The sequence below is a fragment of the Idiomarina sp. OT37-5b genome, from assembly GCF_002968395.1.
GTDB classification, from domain to species: Bacteria; Pseudomonadota; Gammaproteobacteria; order Enterobacterales; family Alteromonadaceae; genus Idiomarina; species Idiomarina aquatica.
Window position 1 is genome coordinate 689,568 of record NZ_CP027188.1, and the last position, 14,474, is coordinate 704,041.

Sequence of the window (14,474 nt, forward strand, 5' to 3'; positions counted from 1 at the left end):
CGCGATATCGGCTTCGATGGGCCCGCCGTCAAAAGCCTCGGCGAAGCCGAAAAAAGCCGTGCCGAAGGCACAAACAGCCGCGCGAAGCGCAAGCTGGCATGTATCTTGAATAAACAACCCCAGATTCAAACTTTTGACGCGAGAAACGAAGTATGGCGAGTGGTGCGGAACGGCTTAACAGCGTAAAAGCATTTGCACAGAATAACTCCTATTTAATCAAAGGTTTCGGTACCCCCCTGGCGGTGATGGCGATACTGGCGATGGTGGTGTTGCCGATCCCGGCGATGATCCTGGATATATTATTCTCGTTTTCCATCACCCTGTCGCTGGTGGTGATGCTGGTTGCGGTTTATACCCAGCGACCACTGGACTTTGCGGCGTTTCCGACGGTGCTGCTGATCGCCACCGTCCTGCGCTTGTCGCTCAACGTCGCCTCCACCCGTATTGTATTGCTCGAAGGTCACAACGGTCCGGGCGCTGCCGGTAGCGTTATCGAAGCCTTTGGTAGCGTGGTGATCGGCGGTAACTACACCGTCGGTTTGGTGGTGTTCGCCATTCTCGTTATCATCAACTTCGTGGTTATCACCAAGGGTGCCGGACGTATCTCTGAAGTCACCGCACGTTTTACCCTTGACGCCATGCCGGGCAAACAAATGGCCATTGACGCCGACCTGAACGCCGGTTTGATCAACCAGGAAGAAGCCAAACAGCGTCGTCAGGACGTTACCCGCGAGGCGGACTTCTACGGTTCAATGGACGGTGCCAGTAAATTCGTTAAAGGCGATGCCATCGCCGGTATTCTGATCCTGCTGATTAACATCATCGGCGGCTTCCTGATTGGGATGATCCAACATGGTCTGAGCTTCGGCGAAGCCATCGAGGTTTACACCCTGCTGACCATTGGTGACGGTTTGGTCGCGCAAATCCCGGCACTGTTACTGTCGGTTGCCACCGCTATCATCATCACCCGCGAAAACGACACCAAAGACATGGGCGACGCGGTGGTGTTTCAGTTGGTCGACAACCCCCGTGTCCTGGTGATTGCCAGTGCCGTGTTGTTTGCGCTGGGCGTGATCCCGGGCATGCCACACCTGGCGTTTTTAAGCATGTCGGCGGTACTGGCCGGCGCCGCTTACTTCAAAATCAAGAAAAGCGAAACTCAGGAAGGTGAGCTGGTCGAAAAAGAGCAGCAGGAGCAAAAACAACAGCAAGTCCAAAAAGAGCTCAGCTGGGACGACGTGCGCCATGTCGATACCCTGGGTCTGGAAGTGGGTTATCGTCTGATCCCGTTAGTCGACAAGTCGCAGGGCGGCGAGCTGTTGTCGCGCATCAAGGGTGTGCGTAAGAAGCAGTCGCAGGAATTCGGCTTTCTGGTACCTTCGGTGCACATTCGCGACAACCTCGATTTAGGCCCGAACAGCTACCGCATTACCATGATGGGCGTCACCATGGGCGAAGCCGAGATCCGTCACGACTGGGAACTGGCGATTAACCCGGGTCAGGTGTTCGGCGAACTGGACGGTGAAAAGACCAAAGATCCGGCCTTTGGCCTGGATGCGGTGTGGATCCGCCCGGAACAGCGTGAACACGCGCAAACGCTGGGTTACACCGTGGTGGACGCGGCGACGGTGGTGGCAACTCACCTAAGCCAAATCGTCACCAACCACGCGTCACAGTTGCTGGGTCACGAAGAAGCGCAGGAACTGCTCGATCGCCTTGGCCGCAGCCATCCGAAACTGGTCGAAGGGCTGGTACCGGATATGCTGTCGCTGGGCAATTTTGTCAAAGTGCTGCAAAACCTGCTCGATGAGGGCATCGCCATCCGCGATATGCGTACCATCGTACAGACCCTGGTGGAATACGCACCACGGAGTCAAGATCCTGACGTTCTCACCGCCGCCGTGCGCATCGCCCTGCGTCGTCTGATCGTGCAGGATATCTCGGAGGGCGCGCCAGAACTGCCGGTTATCACGTTAGCACCAGAGTTGGAACAGATGTTGCATCAGTCTTTGCAAGCCGCCGGTAATGACGGTAATCAGCAAGGTGCAGGCATCGAACCCGGCCTTGCAGAACGGTTACAGGAATCATTACGCGACGTACATCAGCAACAGGAAATGAACGGAGAACCGTCGGTGTTGCTGACCTCGGGGCTACTGCGCTCGACCATGGCACGCTTTGCCCGTCACGCGACAGATGGCATGAGAGTACTGAGTTATCAGGAAATCCCCGATGATAAACAAATTCGGATCGTCAGCTCTATCGGTGGAAACCAAACCGTGGGCCAGAATAGTTAGGATGGGAGTCGCTTGTGAAAATTAAACGCTTTTTTGCCGAAGATATGCGCCGCGCATTGCTGCAGGTAAAAGAAACCCTGGGCCCGGACGCCGTGATCATGTCGAATAAAAAGGTCAACGGTGGCATCGAAATCGTCGCCGCCGTCGACCCCGACGCCCAACAACCCGAACCTGCACCAGCACCAGAGGTTGCGACTGCGAAGCAGGAGCCCACCCCAGCCAGCTCCCTCGCCGAACTCCTCCAACGCCAAGCAGCGAGTGCCGAAGGCACAAGCCACCCCGTAGGTCGCGCCTTTGGCGCGACAGCAAGCGCAAGTGCCGAAGGCACAAGCGCGCCAAACCAGCAAGCAAGCGACGAAGGAGCGCGCGCCCAGCAAGCGGCAACGCCGCGCCAAGCAAGCCCACAGGGCGCCGAGCAAGCCCCGCAGGGGCGCCAAGCGCTCGGGGATGACATCCCCGAGCACGTCAGTGGCGGCAGTGCTGCTGAAATCGCCGAATTAAAAGCCCAGATCCGCGGCATCAAAGACCTGTTGCAACATCAGCTAAGCGGCCTGATGAAGCAAGAAATCGAGCGCGAAGAACCCATCCGTGCCATGCTCACCAAACGTTTGATGGGCATGGGTCTGAGCGAACGCATCGCCGATCAGATCGCCTGTTTCATTCCCGAAGGCGGCGAAGACGACGACAGCTGGGAGCAATGCCTGCAATTACTGGAAGGTCAGCTCAATACCACCGCTGACGATATTTTGACGCGTGGCGGCGCGGTGGCCTTGGTAGGCCCGACCGGTGTCGGCAAAACCACGACCATTGCCAAGCTGGCAGCACGTTACGCGCAGCGTCACGGCGCTGACAAAGTGGCGCTGATCACCACCGACACCTTCCGTATTGGTGCCAGTGAACAATTACAGACCTATGGACGTATCCTGGGTTGTCCGGTAAAAATTGCCAATAACGCCAAAGAGTTGGCCGATGCGTTACTGACGCTGCGCGATAAATCACTGATCCTGATCGACACCGCCGGCATGGGCCAGCGTGATAAACGCCTGAACGACCAACTGGCCACGTTACTGCACAATAACCGTCTGCGTATTCGCCCATATCTGGTATTATCAGCAACGTCACAAACGCAGGTACTGAATGACGCCGTCAAACAGTTTAAAACACTGCCGTTAAGTGGCTGTATTTTTACCAAACTGGACGAATGCCTGAGTCTGGGTGAGAGCATCAGTGTTGCCATCGAGCATGGCATGGCGGTAAGTTATCTAACCAACGGCCAGCAAGTACCGGAAGACATCAAAGTGGCGGACGCCCATTTTCTGGTGAACGAAGCTGAGCGCTTGTATGACAAAAGCATTTGTTCGAACATGACAGAGATGCCAAAATCGTACTGGCACACGAGTATTAACTAAAGAAGTAGCGCGCACATGGATCAAGCAAGTGGCTTAAGAAGAATGAAACAGTCAAAGATCAAAGTAATTGCAGTCACCGGAGGCAAGGGCGGCGTGGGTAAAACCAACGTGTCGCTGAATATGGCGATTGCAATGGCGCAGCAGGGTAAGCGCGTCTTGGTCTTAGACGCCGATCTGGGGTTAGCAAACGTTGACGTCATGTTGGGCCTCAGAGTGCGTAAAAACCTTTCTCATGTGCTCGACGGTACTGCCGATTTGCGGGACATCCTGGTGGAAGGGCCGGCGGGCATCCAAATCGTACCGGCCACTTCAGGTACGCGCACCATGGTCGAGTTGACCGAGCGTGAAAACGCCAGCCTGATCCAGGCATTCAGTGAGCTTCAGGGCGATTTTGATGTCTTGATCGTCGATACCGCCGCCGGTATTGGCAACACGGTGGTCAGCTTTGCGCGGGCATCCCAGGACGTTATCGTGGTGGTCTGTGACGAACCGACGTCAATTACCGATGCGTACGCGTTGATGAAAGTATTGAGTCGCGACCAGGGTGTGTTTAAGTTTAAGGTGGTTGCCAATATGGTACGCAACCTCCGTGACGGCCAGGTGCTGTTTAATAAATTGACAAAAGTCACCGATCGATTTTTGGATGTCGCGTTAGAATTGTCCGCTATTATTCCGTTTGACGAAAACCTGCGTCAGGCGGTCAGAAAGCAAAAGGCGATGGTCGTGGCGCACCCGAAATCACCCGCATCGTTGGCGATAAAAGCGCTGGCGAAGAAGGCCCTGGGCTGGCCAATCCCTGCCCAAGCAGGTGGCCACATGGAATTTTTCCTTGAACAATTAATAACTTCTGCCGATAACAGATCTAAGCAGGATGTTGCCAATGAATAAAGCAGCTGTGTACAGTGCGCATGCCGACAACCGTCAGGCCATTATCGAGAAGCATACCGGTCTGGTTAAGCGCATTGCGCACCACATGATGGCGCGATTGCCGGCCAGTGTGCAAATCGACGACCTGATCCAGTCGGGCATGATTGGTTTACTGGAAGCGGCACGAAATTTTGACGGCAGCAAAGGGGCCAGCTTTGAAACCTTTGCCGGCATTCGTATTCGCGGTGCGATGCTTGACGAAATTCGCCGGGGAGACTGGGCGCCGCGCTCCGTACACCGAAACCATCGGCGGGTACTGGAAGCCATTCGGCAGGTTGAGAACGAAACCGGCCGTGATGCCAAAGACGTAGAAGTAGCGGCACAATTGGAGCTGTCGCTGGACGAGTATCATGCTATCTTGCGTGATGTAAACTCGGGACGCATCATCGGTATTGAAGACCTCGGGGTGTCAGAAGATGCGATCATACCCGAGCAGGTAACCGGCGCGCATTACGAGCCGCAACGGGATGTCGAGAACGATGCCTTTCATCGGGCGTTGGCTGAAACCATTTCGTCATTACCTGAACGTGAAGCTTTGGTGCTTTCGTTGTATTATGATGAAGAACTGAACTTAAAAGAGATTGGCGAAGTACTCAGTGTGAGTGAATCGCGAGTCAGTCAAATTCATAGTCAAGCCATGCTGCGCCTTAAGTCGCGTATGCAGAGTTGGGTTGAATAATTTGTGGTAATCGAGAGCCTCAGTGGAGGGAGCTTTGGATAAAAATATGAAAATTCTTGTTGTTGATGATTTTTCAACAATGAGACGAATCATCAAAAACTTACTGCGCGATTTGGGCTTCACCAACATCCAGGAAGCCGACGACGGTAATACCGCGCTGCCCATGTTGCAACAAGGTGACTTTGACTTTGTCGTAACAGACTGGAATATGCCGGGTATGCAAGGCATCGATTTGCTCAAAGAGATTCGCAAAGACGATAAATTGTCACACCTGCCAGTGTTGATGGTAACGGCAGAAGCCAAACGCGAGCAGATCATCCAGGCCGCACAGGCCGGCGTCAACGGATACATCGTGAAACCTTTTACCGCTGCGACGCTAAAAGAAAAACTCGATAAGATCTTCGAACGCATTAGCTAACAGGGCGAGCTATCATGACAGAGCATGCCCACGACATTTCGTTAGAGCAAGCCAAAGAACTGGTTGCCTTACTGGAAGCCGGTCAGCAGAAACGAGCCAACGAAATGCTCGACGAAGTGTACAATCGGCGCAACGACAAACTGTTTACTTCGGTAGGACAGTTAACGCGTGACCTCCACGAAGCGCTGCAGGATTTTCAGTTGGACCCCCGCATTGTGCAACTGACTGAAGACGAACTGCCCGACGCACAGAATCGTCTGCAATACGTCATTCAAAAAACCGAAGATGCCGCCAACCGCACCATGGATGCCGTGGAAGCTTGTTTGCCGATGGCAGATGACATGCATCAAAAAATCGAGCAATTAATGCCGAAATGGCAACAACTTATGGACAATAACATTGAGTTGTCTGAGTTTAAGTCGTTGTGCCACGGCGTTGACGACGTACTTAGGTCGTGTGGGCAGAACATGCCGCAGATCCACGGCTTGATGACGGAAGTATTAATGGCTCAGGATTATCAGGACATTACCGGTCAGGTCATCCGCCGTGTCATCCAGTTGGTTGAGGACGTCGAAAAGAACCTGATTGAGTTACTGAAGCTGTTTGGCGACGAAGCGAAAAAAGGTGCTAAGAAAGCGCCGCAAGCGGCCGATAAAAGTCAGGCAGAAGGACCCATTATCGACGCCGATAAGCGCGATGATGTGGTGTCCGGTCAGGACGATGTTGACGATTTATTGTCGAGTTTAGGATTCTAGGAGCAGCGATTGCATGAGCTTTGAAATGGACGAAGACATTCTGCAGGATTTTTTGATAGAAGCCGGGGAAATCCTCGAGCAACTGTCAGAGCAATTGGTAGAGCTTGAAAACGATCCTGAGAATTCAGATTTGCTGAACGCCATTTTCCGCGGTTTCCATACCGTTAAAGGTGGTGCCGGCTTTTTGAACGTGCACGCGTTAGTGGACACCTGTCATGGTGCCGAAAACGTTTTTGACACCTTGCGTAATCATCAACGCCGTGTCACTTCAGAGCTCATGGACGTCATTTTGCAGGCGCTGGACACCATCAACGCGCAGTTTGCTCAGTTGCAGGCGCGCGAAGAGGTTGAAGCTGCCTCTGACCAACTGCTGCAGGCTTTGCACAAACTCAGTGAACCGGAATCGGCCGACGAACACGACGCTGCTGCCGCTGACACCACTGAAGAAGCTCAAGCGCCCGCAGAGCCGGAACAGCCGGAACAACCGGAAAGCGAAGCCAACGACGGTGGCATCGACGAAATTCAGGAAGACGAATTCGAAGCCCTGCTCGACGAGCTGCACGGCAAAGGCAAAGCGCCAACCAAAGCCGCCTCTGATACGGCTCGTGCCTCTGATGTAGCTCGTGCCTCTGATGTAGCTCGTGCCTCTGGCACGAGTAAAGACGACGACGAAATCACCGACGATGAGTTCGAAGCCTTACTCGACGAACTGCATGGTCAGGGTAAAGCCCCAACCAAGCTAGACGCCAACAAGCCGGCCCCGGATACAGCCCGTGCCTCTGGCTCGGGTAAAGACGACGACGAAATCACCGACGACGAGTTCGAATCCTTACTTGACGAACTCCATGGCCAGGGCAAAGCCCCAACCGCCAAACCAGGCGAAGCCGCTAAACCCGCCGCAGGCTCCAAACCCGCCGCAGGCGCTAAACCAAGCGAAGCTTCCAAACCCGCCGCCGGCGCCAAACCAGGCGAAGCGTCTAAACCCGCAGCCGGCGCAAAAACACCGCCGCCACCACCGGCAGAAACCACGGTCCGCGTTGATACCAAACGCCTTGACGAAATCATGAACATGGTCGGCGAACTGGTGTTGGTGCGTAACCGTTTACTGAGCCTCAGCAATAACGACGATAACCAAAACGCCCAGGAAATGAGCAAAGCCATTTCTAACCTGGACGTGGTAACCGGTGACTTGCAGGGTGCGGTGATGAAAACGCGTATGCAGCCGATTAAGAAAGTCTTCGGCCGCTTCCCGCGAGTGGTTCGCGACCTTGCGCGCAGCCTGAAAAAAGAAATCAACCTCGAGATGTATGGTGAAGAAACCGATCTCGACAAAAACCTGGTTGAAGCGCTTGCCGATCCCTTGGTGCATTTGGTGCGCAACTCGGTCGACCACGGTATTGAAATGCCGGATGAACGGGTTGCCAAAGGAAAGCCACGCCAGGGTACAGTAACCTTGTCGGCGTCGCAGGAAGGCGACCATATCATGCTGTCGATCAAAGACGACGGTGCGGGTATGGACGCTGAAAAACTGAAAAGCATTGCCATTAAGCGTGGCGTACTGGACGAAGACAGTGCCGCCCGCATGAGCAATGAAGACGCGTATAACCTCATTTTTGCGGCCGGTTTCTCGACCAAAGAGCAAGTGTCTGAAGTATCCGGTCGCGGTGTGGGCATGGACGTTGTAAAAACGAAAATTGCCCAGCTCAACGGTAGCGTTAAGATCAATTCAGAGCTGGGTAAAGGTACCGAGCTGCTGATCAAAGTGCCACTGACGTTGGCCATTCTGCCAACCTTAATGGTGGCGGTGAAAGATCAAACCTTCGCGCTGCCATTAGCGGTCGTCAGTGAAATCATCGACCTCGACATGAAGCGTACCAATACCGTCGATGGTCAGTTGACGCTGATTGTCCGTAACCGCGCGATACCGCTGTTCTTCCTCGAGCACTGGCTGGTGCGCAACCCGGACCGCTCAAGCCGTAACGAAAACGGTCATGTGGTGGTGGTACAAATCGGTAATCAGCAAGTCGGCTTCGTGGTCGATGCACTGATTGGCCAGGAAGAAGTGGTGATTAAGCCGCTGGATAAATTATTGCAGGGCACGCCGGGGATGGCCGGAGCAACCATCACCAGTGATGGTGGTATTGCCTTGATCATCGATGTACCGAGCATGCTCAAGTATTACGCCAAACGTTAACGGATAACCCTCCTGATGACAGTACGAGTTCTGGTGGTAGATGACTCGGCGTTTTTTCGCCGCCGAGTCACTGAGATCCTCGAACAAAACAGCCGACTGGAAGTGATCGGCTCAGCCAACGATGGCCGCGAAGCCGTCGACAAGGCCAAGTCACTCCGCCCCGACGTGATCACCATGGACATCGAAATGCCGGTTATGAACGGCATTGATGCGGTCAAAGAAATCATGCGTTCGGCGCCGTGCCCGATCCTGATGTTCAGCTCACTGACTCACGAGGGCGCCACCGCAACATTGAATGCGCTGGAAGCCGGTGCCGCCGATTTCTTACCGAAAAAGTTTGAAGACATCGCCCGTAATCGCGACGAAGCGGTAAAAACCCTGCAGGATCGCGTACTGGCCATTGCTCAGGACAGCTCGGCACGTTCCACCCGGGCAGCAACGCCGACGCGACCGACGACCGACCCACGTCCCTCAAGCCGTGATGTCAGCAGCCATCGTGATACCAGCAGCACGTCATCGTCGGCGCTGGATCGCATTCGCCAGCGCAGTGAAGAGCGTCAACGTCAGCGTGAGCAGGCCACCGCGCCAAGCGCGCCGGCGGCGACCGGCAATCTAACCATTAACCGCGCTTATCAGGTGCTGGCGATTGGTACCTCAACCGGTGGCCCGGTGGCGCTGCAAAAAATTCTGACGCAATTGCCGGAGAATTTCCCGTACCCGATCCTGATGGTGCAACATATGCCGGCGGCTTTCACCAAAGCCTTTTCGCAGCGCCTCGACGGGCTCTGTAAAGTGCGCGTGAAAGAAGCGGAAGAGGGCGATGTGTTGCGCCCCGGACACGCGTATCTGGCGCCCGGCGGCAAACAGATGATCGTCGATGGCTCGGCCAGCAGCGCACGCATTCGTATCAAAGAAGACAACAGCGGCCGGATCACCTACAAACCCAGTGTCGACATTACCTTTGCCAGCTTATCGAAATTGTTCGGCGGCAAGGTGCTGGGCGTTATCCTGACCGGCATGGGAGCCGATGGACGCGAGGGTTCACGAATGCTGAAACAGCAGGGGGCCACCATCTGGGCGCAGGATGAAGCCAGCTGCGTGGTGTACGGTATGCCACAAGCGGTCGCCAGTGCCGGTATTTCGACGCGCAGTATCAGCTTAAATGACATGGCCCGCGCCATCTTAAAAGAGGTTGGATACCACTGAGCATGATCGTATGGACCGTCGCGAACCAAAAGGGTGGTGTTGGTAAAACCACCACCACGGTTGCCCTGGCCGGACTGCTGGCTGAGCGGCAACAACGCGTACTGTGCATCGATACCGACCCGCATGCGTCACTGACTTACTATTTTGGCTTTGATTCCGAAGAGCTGCCCGCCAGCGCCTATGATGTATTCTCGGCCGGAAAAGCCATTACCCGTGAACAGGTCAAACAGGCAATTCTGCCCAGCGAAGTAAAACACCTCGACGTGATGCCGGCCACTATGGCCCTGGCCACGCTGGATCGTAAACTCGGCACGCAGGGCGGCATGGGGCTGGTGTTAAAACGCGCGCTGGCGCTGGTCGCCGACGACTACGATTACGTACTGATTGACGTGCCGCCGGTGCTTGGCGTACTGATGGTTAATGCGCTTGCCTGCTGTCATCGGGTGTTGATCCCTATGCAGACGGAGTTTCTGGCTCTAAAAGGGTTGGATCGGATGATGCGCACACTGTCCTTGATCCAAAAATCCCGCGGCCACGGTTATCGCTACACCATCATCCCGACGCTTTACGACAAGCGCACACGAGCGTCACTGGATACCTACAAAAAGCTGGTGGAACGCTATGGCAATTCGGTCTGGAATGGCATGATACCCATCGACACCAAGTTTCGTGACGCCAGTAATGAACAACTGCCACCGTCGTTGTATGCGCCTAAGGCTCGCGGTGTGTTAGCCTATCAAAGTTTGTTGACCCATTTACAACAGTTAGCACAGCAGGACACAGAATGAGCGGCAGCAGCGATAAAGCCATGATGGAATACCTCAACGCCTTGCTTGAGGAAGAAAAAAAGCCTGTCGCCGAGTTCGACCACGAGCCGGTCAAACAACTGCTGCAAAAAGCGACACTAACGCGCGAAGCGCCCAAGCCGGCAAGTGAAGCAAGCCCTACACCGCGCGCAGCGCCCAAGCCGGCGAGCGAAGCAAGCCCCGCACCGCGCGCAGCGCCCAAGCCGGCAAGCGAAGCAAGCCCCACACCGCGCGCAGCGCCTAAACCGGCGAACGAAGCAAGCCCTAAGCCCGACGCCATGCAGGAATACCAGCAAGGTGACTTCCAGGCGTTGTTCTTCCGCGTCGCCGGGCTCACTTTGGCGGTACCGTTAAAAAGTCTCGGTGGTATTCACACGGTCGGTAAAATCAGCCCGCTGATTGGCAAACCGAAATGGTTCAGAGGCATCATGACCGAACGTGAAGAAAAACTGCAAGTGGTCGATACAGCTAGATGGGTAATGCCGGAAAAATTAACCCCGGAGCTTGAACAGAGTATCGACTATCAATATCTGATCACGCTCAACGACAGCCCCTGGGGGCTATTATGCGAAGAATTGGTTGACAGCGAACCGCTGCACCCGGATGCCATCCAATGGCGTAAAGGTGTCAATGAAAAGCGCCCATGGCTCGCCGGTGTGGTACGCGAACGCATGTGTGCATTGCTCGACGTCAATGCATTGATTACACTGCTGAATAACGGTTCAGGACACATTCAAAAATAACCCGGAGGCCGCGCCCTGGCGCGACCACAAAATATCGGAGCAAAAGCATGGCGACGGAAACTCGAAACGTAAAAAACACGCGTAAAAACAGCGAAACAGACGCAAACGACGAAGTATTGCAATGGGTAACCTTTCAGCTCGATCAGGAAACCTACGGCATTAACGTAATGCAGGTGCAGGAAGTCTTGCGCTACAGCGAAATCGCCCCGGTCCCCGGCGCGCCAAACTATGTGTTGGGTATCATCAATCTGCGCGGCAACGTCGTAACCGTGATCGACACCCGCCTGCGCTTTGGTCTGCCCCAAACGGAAGTGACCGACAGCACCCGTGTGGTCATTATCGAATCGGAAAAACAGGTCATCGGCATCCTGGTGGACAGTGTAGCCGAAGTGGTTTACCTGAAAAAATCAGAAATTGATACCGCACCGAACGTCGGTACCGACGAAAGCTCGCGCTTTATTCAAGGCGTCAGCAATCGCGATGACGAGTTGCTGATCCTGGTCGATCTGGACAAAATGCTGACCGACGATGAGTGGGATGAGATTTCCCGTTTGGGTTAACCAATGATGCTCTCGACGCCGTTGATCATCGCCGTGATCGCGTTAGTGCTGGCGCTGCTGGCACTGACCGCGGTGATTGTCACGTCGCGCAAACAGGCTGAGCTGATTGAACGTCAGCAACAGCGGCTGATGATGCTAACCGAAACCGCGGCTGACGTGCTGGCCCTAAAGCAACAACTGGAACAACAACCCAGTCATGTTGACTATGCCCAAACCGAACAACTGCAACAGAGTCTTGAATTAAGCCTCAAGCAACAACTGGACGCGCAAAGCGAGCAACTGCAGCAGACAGTGGCACAGCTCCAGCAAGAACAGCAGTTGTTAGAGCAAAAACTGCAGCAACTGGCGGAGCAGGATCCGGGCGCAAAACTCTATCAACGCGCGGCCAAACTGATTGCCGATGGCGCCACAGTCGAAGACATCATGCAGGAATGCGACTTACCCCGTGCCGAAGCGGAGTTGCTGGTGGCGATGCGCAAATAATCCCGTTACGCCTCCCATGATGCGGGAAACTTGCCGTCCAGCAGATAGGCAAACGCAATGATTTCAGCAATGATGATGTACAGATCGCGCGGAATTTCTTCACCCACGTTCAGCCGTGCCAGCGAATCCGATAATAACGGATCCTCGTGCACCATCACGCCATGCTCTTTTGCCACCGCGATGATTTCTTCCGCCAGTTCATCAAAGCCCTTAGCGATAACCTGCGGCGCATTGACGCCGTCATAAGAAAGTCCGATCGCTTGTTTCGATTGCTTATCGCTCATACCGTCACCCGAATAATGCCGCTTTGTTGTGTGGCCAGCGTATCAGGTACTTTGCCTTTTTGTACCGCCAGCTGAATACCCTGCACCTCAAGACTGGAAAAACGCTCGGCCAGCTTTTCGATGTGTTTTTCCATTGACCGCTGCGCGTGGTCCGATTCAGTGTAAAAATCCACCCGCGTACCAGCAGGGTGATAGCGGCCTTTAACCAGCAGCGGTCCGTACTGTTGCAATTCAAAACGCAGGGTAAACAGCCACAGTGTGCGGCCCGGTTCACCGTCTTTCGGTGGCTGCTGCTCGCGGCGGATTAATAGCTCATGTTGCTGTTGCTGCTGTTGTGCGGACGCCGGTAGCAGCACAAAGTACTCCGGGCTGCTGGTACTGGTTTCGGCCAGCCGCGCCTGACTGGTCTGGGCGCCGTTAAGTACCGCCGTAAACAGCTGCATCAGCCGTTGCAACTGCGTTTGTGGCAATTGCTGTAACAGCTGATTGATGCGATCGCGCACTTCACCGGTAAACTGCGGTTCGTTGGGGCGCTGCGCCGCCGGGCGCAGAATTTCATCCAGCAATGCCTGCGTCAAATGATTGGCGTTATGCTGTTGCAACGCCGACGCCGCGGCACCTGTTGCCGACGGTGTCGGCGCCTTTTGTAAGGTCATACCCAATAGCATCATCAGCATTTTACCCAGCCCACCGAGTTGCTGCTGAGCTTGCGCGGCCACCGGTTTGGCTGCAAACCAGTCGTTAACCCATTGTTTCAGTTGCTGCGGCTGCTGCATGGCCTCCGGCGGCGGCAACTGCTGTACCACGGCCCGCAGTAACCGCGTCAATGCCTGCTCAGGGCTGGCCGGCGCTGGCGCGGCCGTCGACATTGACGGCTGAGGCTGCGGCGGTAGCGAGCGAAGCAACTGTTGTAAGGCCTGTTGAAACTGCTGAGGGGTGATTTGGCTCGCCTGTTTCAGCATCAGCCCCTGTTGTGCGGGAGCCTGGCTGATAGGAGCCGGCGCAGGCGGCGCCGTTGCTGCGGTTGGAGAACTGGACGGGCTGGTCACTGAGGTGGCCGTGTTCAACAGCGCGGCCGCCACCGGCCGCGGCAACTGTGTCAGCGGTAGCGACAGCGTAACGGGTTGCTGCGGCGCTTTGGGGCTGACCAATTGTACCTGCAACAGCGCCTGTGACTGCGACGGCGGTTGCGCGCCCGCTCCGGTTGCGGCGGGCGGAGTGGTTGACAGCGGATTTTGTACGACCGGCTGTGCCGATGGCTGGCCCGTCGTTGCGCCCCGCGCAGCGGGCAATACCGCTTTTACCAGCAGCAACAGTGGTTGATTCTGATTCGCGGGCGGCAATTGTTGCAACTGCCGCTGTTGCGGCCGGTCAATGGCTATCGGCAGCGTCAGGGTCTTGCCGTTAAGGTCAAGGTTCAGCAGTACCTGTGGTGGACGCTGCAGTGCCGCGTTAGCCGGCGTCAGTGTGATGGTCACCGGCAATACCGGCAGCCGCGCGGCGGTTGGCACATCAGCCGTCGGTGTCGGCATTTGAGTCACCGGCGCGTTGCCGGCCGCCCGTTGCAGTACCTGCATCAGCACCTTGGCCGCGTCGGCATCGACGACACGGGTCAGCTGCTTAAGAACGCCCGTAGGCAGTGCCTGAGTATCGGCTTTGCCCGACGTATTCAGCAGATTTTGCAGTAACTGATTCAGTTCCATTTCAGCGTCATCC

General features: G+C 55.3%; 14 protein-coding genes. 12 read left to right on the forward strand and 2 right to left on the reverse strand.

All coding sequences use genetic code 11. From position 1 onward, the window contains the following. Window positions 1-152: 152 nt before the first annotated feature. The 12 genes from flhA to C5610_RS03165 are packed head-to-tail and all read left to right on the forward strand — an operon-like array spanning window position 153 to window position 12,474. Window positions 153-2,294: a flagellar biosynthesis protein FlhA gene (flhA, locus tag C5610_RS03110; RefSeq protein ID WP_105305857.1), complete on the forward strand. Its 2,142-nt coding sequence runs from the start codon at window positions 153-155 to the stop codon at window positions 2,292-2,294. Window positions 2,295-2,308: 14 nt separating this feature from the next. Continuing rightward, the gene (flhF, locus tag C5610_RS03115) at window positions 2,309-3,703 is read left to right on the forward strand and encodes a flagellar biosynthesis protein FlhF (protein WP_105305858.1); all 1,395 of its coding nucleotides are present in this window, start codon (window positions 2,309-2,311) and stop codon (window positions 3,701-3,703) included. A 15-nt stretch (window positions 3,704-3,718) separates the two neighbouring features. After that, on the forward strand, window positions 3,719-4,591 hold the full coding sequence (locus C5610_RS03120) for a MinD/ParA family protein (protein WP_105305859.1): 873 nt from the start codon (window positions 3,719-3,721) through the stop codon (window positions 4,589-4,591). Continuing rightward, the gene (locus C5610_RS03125) at window positions 4,584-5,309 is read left to right on the forward strand and encodes an RNA polymerase sigma factor FliA (protein ID WP_105305860.1); all 726 of its coding nucleotides are present in this window, start codon (window positions 4,584-4,586) and stop codon (window positions 5,307-5,309) included. The genes C5610_RS03120 and C5610_RS03125 overlap by 8 nt, the downstream gene beginning before the upstream one ends. A gap of 34 nt (window positions 5,310-5,343) precedes the next feature. Next, entirely contained in the window at window positions 5,344-5,727 is a 384-nt protein-coding gene (gene cheY / locus C5610_RS03130) for a chemotaxis response regulator CheY (RefSeq protein WP_105307686.1), read from the forward strand. 14 nt (window positions 5,728-5,741) lie between these two features. Continuing rightward, window positions 5,742-6,482: a protein phosphatase CheZ gene (locus C5610_RS03135; RefSeq protein WP_105305861.1), complete on the forward strand. Its 741-nt coding sequence runs from the start codon at window positions 5,742-5,744 to the stop codon at window positions 6,480-6,482. Window positions 6,483-6,495: 13 nt separating this feature from the next. Further along, window positions 6,496-8,676 carry a chemotaxis protein CheA gene (locus tag C5610_RS03140; RefSeq protein ID WP_105305862.1) on the forward strand — a complete coding sequence of 727 codons (2,181 nt, stop codon included), beginning with the start codon at window positions 6,496-6,498 and terminating at the stop codon, window positions 8,674-8,676. A 15-nt stretch (window positions 8,677-8,691) separates the two neighbouring features. After that, on the forward strand, window positions 8,692-9,882 hold the full coding sequence (locus C5610_RS03145) for a chemotaxis response regulator protein-glutamate methylesterase (protein WP_105305863.1): 1,191 nt from the start codon (window positions 8,692-8,694) through the stop codon (window positions 9,880-9,882). Between the two features lie 2 nt (window positions 9,883-9,884). After that, a complete protein-coding gene (locus C5610_RS03150; protein WP_105305864.1) occupies window positions 9,885-10,670 on the forward strand; it encodes a ParA family protein in 786 nt (261 codons plus the stop codon). Further along, complete coding sequence (locus C5610_RS03155; protein ID WP_105305865.1) at window positions 10,667-11,431, forward strand: chemotaxis protein CheW; 765 nt, start codon at window positions 10,667-10,669, stop codon at window positions 11,429-11,431. Before C5610_RS03150 ends, C5610_RS03155 begins: the two co-directional genes overlap by 4 nt. Window positions 11,432-11,478: 47 nt before the next feature. After that, window positions 11,479-11,991, forward strand: coding sequence for a chemotaxis protein CheW (locus C5610_RS03160; protein WP_105305866.1), 513 nt, complete (start codon window positions 11,479-11,481; stop codon window positions 11,989-11,991). 3 nt (window positions 11,992-11,994) lie between these two features. Beyond that, window positions 11,995-12,474, forward strand: coding sequence for a DUF2802 domain-containing protein (locus C5610_RS03165; RefSeq protein WP_105305867.1), 480 nt, complete (start codon window positions 11,995-11,997; stop codon window positions 12,472-12,474). Between the two features lie 5 nt (window positions 12,475-12,479). On the opposite strand, the gene C5610_RS03170 is transcribed toward C5610_RS03165, so the two are convergent. Together C5610_RS03170 and C5610_RS03175 are read right to left on the reverse strand one after the other, a co-directional pair. Further along, window positions 12,480-12,758, reverse strand: a complete 279-nt coding sequence (locus tag C5610_RS03170) for an EscU/YscU/HrcU family type III secretion system export apparatus switch protein (protein ID WP_105305868.1) — start codon at window positions 12,756-12,758, stop codon at window positions 12,480-12,482. Continuing rightward, window positions 12,755-14,461, reverse strand: a complete 1,707-nt coding sequence (locus C5610_RS03175) for a flagellar hook-length control protein FliK (protein WP_105305869.1) — start codon at window positions 14,459-14,461, stop codon at window positions 12,755-12,757. Before C5610_RS03175 ends, C5610_RS03170 begins: the two co-directional genes overlap by 4 nt. Window positions 14,462-14,474: the final 13 nt, after the last annotated feature.

What these genes read in the sequence shown, in the direction of transcription:
- C5610_RS03140 (WP_105305862.1), top strand. Translation starts at nt 6,496, where the DNA reads ATGAGCTTTGAAATGGACGAAGACATTCTGCAGGATTTTTTGATAGAA.
- C5610_RS03150 (WP_105305864.1), top strand. Translation starts at nt 9,885, where the DNA reads ATGATCGTATGGACCGTCGCGAACCAAAAGGGTGGTGTTGGTAAAACC.
- C5610_RS03120 (WP_105305859.1), top strand. Translation starts at nt 3,719, where the DNA reads ATGGATCAAGCAAGTGGCTTAAGAAGAATGAAACAGTCAAAGATCAAA.
- C5610_RS03135 (WP_105305861.1), top strand. Translation starts at nt 5,742, where the DNA reads ATGACAGAGCATGCCCACGACATTTCGTTAGAGCAAGCCAAAGAACTG.
- C5610_RS03145 (WP_105305863.1), top strand. Translation starts at nt 8,692, where the DNA reads ATGACAGTACGAGTTCTGGTGGTAGATGACTCGGCGTTTTTTCGCCGC.
- C5610_RS03170 (WP_105305868.1), bottom strand. Translation starts at nt 12,758, where the DNA reads ATGAGCGATAAGCAATCGAAACAAGCGATCGGACTTTCTTATGACGGC.
- C5610_RS03165 (WP_105305867.1), top strand. Translation starts at nt 11,995, where the DNA reads ATGATGCTCTCGACGCCGTTGATCATCGCCGTGATCGCGTTAGTGCTG.
- C5610_RS03175 (WP_105305869.1), bottom strand. Translation starts at nt 14,461, where the DNA reads ATGGAACTGAATCAGTTACTGCAAAATCTGCTGAATACGTCGGGCAAA.
- C5610_RS03125 (WP_105305860.1), top strand. Translation starts at nt 4,584, where the DNA reads ATGAATAAAGCAGCTGTGTACAGTGCGCATGCCGACAACCGTCAGGCC.
- C5610_RS03155 (WP_105305865.1), top strand. Translation starts at nt 10,667, where the DNA reads ATGAGCGGCAGCAGCGATAAAGCCATGATGGAATACCTCAACGCCTTG.
- C5610_RS03160 (WP_105305866.1), top strand. Translation starts at nt 11,479, where the DNA reads ATGGCGACGGAAACTCGAAACGTAAAAAACACGCGTAAAAACAGCGAA.
- flhA (WP_105305857.1), top strand. Translation starts at nt 153, where the DNA reads ATGGCGAGTGGTGCGGAACGGCTTAACAGCGTAAAAGCATTTGCACAG.